This window comes from Crocosphaera sp. (assembly GCF_030064895.1).
Classification (GTDB): Bacteria; Cyanobacteriota; Cyanobacteriia; order Cyanobacteriales; family Microcystaceae; genus Crocosphaera.
The window spans coordinates 1-5,783 of the sequence record NZ_JASJEB010000166.1 but is presented as its reverse complement, the minus strand read 5'-3'; the positions used below and the strand labels follow the sequence as shown (position 1 = coordinate 5,783).

4 protein-coding genes are annotated in these 5,783 nt (G+C 37.3%); 2 read left to right on the top strand and 2 right to left on the bottom strand.

Annotated elements, in window-relative coordinates; all coding sequences use genetic code 11:
• A partial coding sequence (locus QNJ66_RS25485) for a filamentous hemagglutinin N-terminal domain-containing protein (protein WP_300511469.1) occupies positions 1 to 2,043 on the bottom strand: 2,043 nt, incomplete at its 3' end.
• A gap of 773 nt (positions 2,044 to 2,816) precedes the next feature.
• Here QNJ66_RS25485 and QNJ66_RS25480 point away from each other — a divergent pair.
• Both QNJ66_RS25480 and QNJ66_RS25475 read left to right on the top strand, forming a co-directional pair.
• Positions 2,817 to 4,733: a long-chain fatty acid--CoA ligase gene (locus tag QNJ66_RS25480; protein ID WP_300511468.1), complete on the top strand. Its 1,917-nt coding sequence runs from the start codon at positions 2,817 to 2,819 to the stop codon at positions 4,731 to 4,733.
• A 35-nt stretch (positions 4,734 to 4,768) separates the two neighbouring features.
• Complete coding sequence (locus QNJ66_RS25475) at positions 4,769 to 5,218, top strand: YlqD family protein (RefSeq protein WP_300511467.1); 450 nt, start codon at positions 4,769 to 4,771, stop codon at positions 5,216 to 5,218.
• Between the two features lie 103 nt (positions 5,219 to 5,321).
• Here QNJ66_RS25475 and QNJ66_RS25470 read toward each other — a convergent pair whose 3' ends face one another.
• Positions 5,322 to 5,468, bottom strand: coding sequence for a hypothetical protein (locus QNJ66_RS25470; RefSeq protein WP_007312661.1), 147 nt, complete (start codon positions 5,466 to 5,468; stop codon positions 5,322 to 5,324).
• Between the last annotated feature and the right edge of the window lie 315 nt (positions 5,469 to 5,783).

Here is a 5,783-nt window from a genome sequence, read left to right as displayed (position 1 = left end):
AGCAGTTAAGGTAATATTTCCTCCATTGCCAAAACTAGAGTCGGCAAAAATATCTCTCGATAAATTAATAGACCCATTGGTAGCTTCTAATTGAATATTTCCAGCTTGTCCAATTCGATTTACAACAACTCTTGAGTCCACAGTTCCTGTTATTTGAATATCCCCATTTATCGCTTTTAATTGAATATTTCCACTATTTAAAGACCGAGAGTCGATACTTTGAGTAATGATATTTCCTTGAGCATTTAAGGTAATATCTCCTCCTTTTCCAAAACTTTCTGAAAACCCAGAATTAAGAGATTGGGTGTTAATATCTTTACCAGCAGTTAAGGTAATATTTCCTCCATTGCCAAAACTAGAGTCGGCAAAAATATCTCTCGATAAATTAATAGACCCATTGGTAGCTTCTAATTGAATATTTCCGGCTTGTCCAGTTCCATTTATAAAAACGCTTGAGTCCACAGTTCCTGTTATTTGAATATCCCCATTTATCGCTTTTAATTGAATGTTTCCACTATTTAAAGACCGAGAGTCGATACTTTGAGTAATGATATTTCTTTGAGCAGTTAAGGTAATATCTCCTCCTTTTCCACTACTCCTTGAAAACCCAGAGTCAAGTAATTGGGTATTAATATCTTGACCAGCATTTAAGGTAATATTTCCTCCATCCCCAGTGGTAGAGCTAGAGTTTATTTCATCATTTAAAGTAATATTATTATTAGCATTTAAGGTTAAAGAACTTCCTGAACTCCAAATAATTGCTGCACCTGCTTTTTGAGTAATATTTCCTTCATCATTGCCCCCAATATCAGTAGTGATAGTCACATTAGTTCCAGCATTTAAAGCACTATTAATATTAGCAACATCAACGGTACTTCCCCCAATATTTCCCCCACCACCATTGGTAATAGTTATATCTGTTGGGTCAATTAACCAAGTTCCTGCATCACCATTAACCGCACTTGCATTAACTGTTCCACTAACAGTTAAATTATCTCTTGCTGAAGTTTCAATAAACCCTCCATTTCCTCCTAATATTCCTCCTTTTGCAGTAATTGTTCCTTGAAAATTAGTATTATTCTCAGACCAAACCGAAACATTCCCCCCGTCTCCTGTTCCTATCCCATCTGCATTGATAACTACATTTTCCCCCATAAGAGTAGTTTGTGCAGTAGGAATATTTCCCCGTCCCCCAAAACCACCCCCAATAAAAACTGTTCCACCCTTGGTACTATTAGAAACATCAACGGTTGCCTCTTCTACTAAAGCAACTGTTTCCCCTAACAGTGAGACATTTCCCCCAGAAGCAGTTACAGAACCATTCAAAGTGACCATATCCCCGTGAATAGTCATACTCATGAAGGGTTGAACTCCTAAGTCCCCTGAAACCGTAATATTTGCCCTTCCAGACCCACTAAAATTAATTCCTGATGTATTATCAACTAATAAGGGTGCTGCCCCTGGATTAGTGGCACTAAATTCCTCTCCATTACCAAAAATAAAACCGTCTGAAGTAGTAGCAAAAAAAGAACCTCTGACATCTAATTGTGCATTATCTCCAAAAATAATGCCGTTAGGATTGACAAGAAAAAGATTGCCATTACCTAAAACTCCTAAAGTACCCATAATCTCCGAAAGATTATTACCTGTAACTCTGCCCAAAATATTAATAATACCTTGAGGATTAGCAAAATAAGCACCTGTTCCTTCTTGTATATTAAATTCAGAAAAACTATGAAACAAATTATTTCCACGAATAGCACCACCTTGGATTAGTTCACTAGGAATACCATTAATAAGTTGATTGGGGGTAACTTGGGAATTTTCGTTGCCTAATGTATTATCAGGAATAATTTGAGCTTGAGTAGGAATTACTGATAATAAACTTTCTATAATCAGGGCAAAAGTTGCAATAATTAAAGGATTTAAGTGACCAAAAATACGGGGAATATTATTTTCTTTTTTATTGAAATAAATTATCTTTAAAATTAGTAATTGTATGTAATTAATTGTAAATAGTTTATGTCTATTCTGATGTTTCATAGAAATTGCACTCACTCACTTATAGCTTCTTTGAAGTATAGCGAATATTCTATAAAAAAGGTAGGAGCTTGAAAAATCAACAATTATTAATCATTGGATTATTGCTATATTTTGATAGGATTAGGGATTAAAAAATAAGCTGTTAAGCATCTAAATTACTATAATATACTGAGGATGAGACGGCGGGAAGAACAGACAGGGAAAAGGTTTGCTAATTTATGGCTGAACTTTACGATATGAGGTTTAAATGCAAAACAGATTAAATGTTCACAAATTTTTGCGATAATAAGATATTGGGAGTAATTATGTTTTGTAGTAATTTAATTTTTATAAATTGTTTAAACCCTATCGTTAACGACAATATCTTATATAAAAATATGATCATTGTTGATAAAACTTACTGCATTTATTCATCTATTTAATAAGTAAATAAATAACGACTAAAGTACAATAAATTACAAAAAAAACAATTTTGCGCTATAGTCTTACCTATTAATTTCAGGAATTTTTATTTGTTTCTTTTGCCTATTTCCCTATTCCCTAAAACAAAAATATATGTATCCTAATTATTTTTTAATGCTATATGATGAGTTGTTTTCAAAGCATTGAGACTTCAATCTAATAACTCAGTTATGTATTGATGAGTAGATCAATTCAAAAACTGTCACTATTCCCCTGACAAACCCTAGCATTGAAGCCTTAATATGGGAACAATAACACCCTCATTAGTCAGTCTATAGGGTGAAACCATTAAAAATATCAATGCTATTGCTATGGCTAATATTCCCGAATATGCTAACTTAACCGCCTTAACTGAAGTATGGGCGATCGCAGCCAAAAAATTCCCCGATATCCTCGCACTACACGATCCCAACAGTAAACCTGCTGTTAAATTGACCTACGCTGAGTTATACGAGAAAATACAACAATTTGCCGCCGGATTGCAAGCTTTAGGGGTGAACCCAAACGATAAAATTAGCTTGATCGCTGATAATAGTCCCCGTTGGTTCATAGCTGATCAAGGATCGATGTTAGCAGGGGCGGCCAATGCAGTGAGATCGGCACAAGCAGATAAGAACGAATTAGCTTATATTGTCAGAGATAGTGATAGTAGTACCCTCATTGTCGAAAATCAGAAAACCTTAGACAAAATACGCGCATTTTGCGACGAAATACCCCTACAATTAATTATATTCCTCAGCGACGAAACCCCCAACCCAGACGATTCCATCAAAACCCTCAACTTTTCCCAATTGATGGAACTAGGTGCTAAACAAAGTTTACAACCAGTCACAAAAAAAGACAGCGACTTAGCTACCTTAATCTATACGTCGGGAACTACAGGACAACCCAAAGGTGCCATGTTATCCCACGGTAATCTTTTGCATCAAGTCAAAAATTTAGATGCTGTGATTCAGCCCAAAGTAGGGGATCAGGTGCTTAGTATCTTACCATCTTGGCACTCTTACGAACGCAGCGCAGAATATTTTCTGCTTTCCCAAGGGTGTACCCTTATTTACACCAATATCCGCAACTTTAAGACCGATATTAAACGATTTAAACCCCAACACATGGTGGGGGTTCCCCGTCTTTGGGACTCTATTTATGAAGGGATACAGAAGCAACTGAGGGAAAAAAGTCCTACCCAACAAAAAATAGCTCAGTTTTTCTTCAATATTTCCCAAAACTTTATTCTGTCTCGACGCATCGCTGACAATATGAGTTTAGAACACTTTGATGCTTCTGCCATAGATAGGTTTATAGCCAAACTTAAAACTATCTTCCTCGCTCCTTTACACGGTTTAGGGGATAAACTCGTCTATAGCAAGATTCGGGACGGTTTAGGGGGCAATTTTGAAACATTAATGAGTGGTGGGGGTTCTTTGGCCAAACATTTAGACGACTTCTACGAGATCATCAATGTCCCCGTTTTAGTGGGTTATGGTCTCACGGAAACTTCCCCGGTTAGTAATGCGCGGACTCATAGTCATAATTTACGGGGTTCCTCTGGTCAACCTATTCCCCATACAGAGATCAAGATCGTCGATCTCGATACTGGGGAAGCGGTTCCCAAGGGAAAACGAGGGGTTGTTCTCATTCGTGGCCCTCAAGTTATGCAAGGATACTACAAGAAACCCGAAGCTACTGCCAAAGCGATCGATCCCGAAGGATGGTTTAATAGTGGAGACCTGGGTTGGATCACTCCCATGAATGATTTAGTGATCACTGGACGGGCAAAAGATACCATTGTTTTGAATAACGGCGAAAATATCGAACCCCAACCCATCGAAGATGCTTGCGTCAGAAGTCCTTATATTGACCAAATGATGTTAGTAGGACAAGATCAAAAAGCATTAGGGGCTTTAATTGTACCGAATTTAGACGCATTGCAAACATGGGGTAAAAATCAACAACTTAACCTTACTTTCCCCCCACAAGACGCAACCCGAGAAACCATTATTAGCAGTGATCTCTATGGAAAACCAGTTCAAGACTTATTTAAACAAGAACTGAAACGAGAAGTGAAAAACCGCCCGGGATATCGTGCAGATGACCAAATTAAAGTTTTTGAAATCATTTTAGAACCCTTTTCTTCTGAAAATGGCATGATGACCCAAACTTTGAAAATAAAACGGCCTATAGTCACGGAACGATATCAGGGTATGATTAACGGGATGTTTGAATCTTAATCATTGAAAACCATCAGTCAACGGAGAAAATAGTTATGGAAGACGCAAACACTAGCTTATTACTGAAACGCCCGGTTAACTTAAAGGTGATTGTCACCACTCGCTGGAAAGAAGAAATGCAGCAACAACTGCAAGCACAAATCGGTCAACTTGACAACCAAATTCAACAAATTGAAATGCAAGGTCAACGAGCCATTGCTGAGATCCAAAAGCAAAGTGTATCTCCTCCAGGACCAGAAACAACCCAACAAATTGATAATATTCAATTACAAGTTAATCAGAAAAAAAGCGAGTTTTTAGAACAAAAAAATCAATTTTTACAACAAATGCAGCAAGTTCAAACTGTTGAGTTAGAACAAGAAGTGGTTCAAGGACAACTAGAGAGTTTTTTCCGTGTTGAAAAAGGAGAAAACTTAGTCAAAAAACTTAATGTAGAAGTTGTCATTCGTGACGGTGTAATTGAAGAGATACGAGGAGAAATTTAACAAAATTATTGGCAGAAGTCCCCACCTATAAATTCTAAAAGAAATACCAGTATTTTAGGTGGGGATGAATGCCAATCAATAAATAAAACCGCAAAGCGTCCACTTACTCATAAGTATTGAGTCCTTTGATAAAATCTCGTATTACTTCTGACATAGTTAGTCCCACGTTAGCTGCATACTCAGCCAATGCCTGATACTCTTTGTTGTTCATCATTACTTGTAGTTTTTTGTCTCGTTTGGGTCTTGACATACTCTTATGAAAAGGTTACTATAAGAGTATAGCACCGAGAAAACTTGAACCTACTGATTAGGCGGTTCTGTTTTAGGTTGCACGGCAATGTACGAGGCAAAAACCACGCCAACTAGAAAAACAACCGTAGCAGAGGAAAACAGGTAAAAATCAGTCCTAGATAAGTGGTGAACAGTAATCTGCCTTGGGAACCAGGGCGGCTGCCAGTGGAGGGAAGGTAAGACTCGTTATCTTTCGAGATAAAAAGCGCATCCCAATGAATCTGGAAGCCCCAACTATATTGCTTGCAATTAGTTGGGGTAGTTCACTTGATTA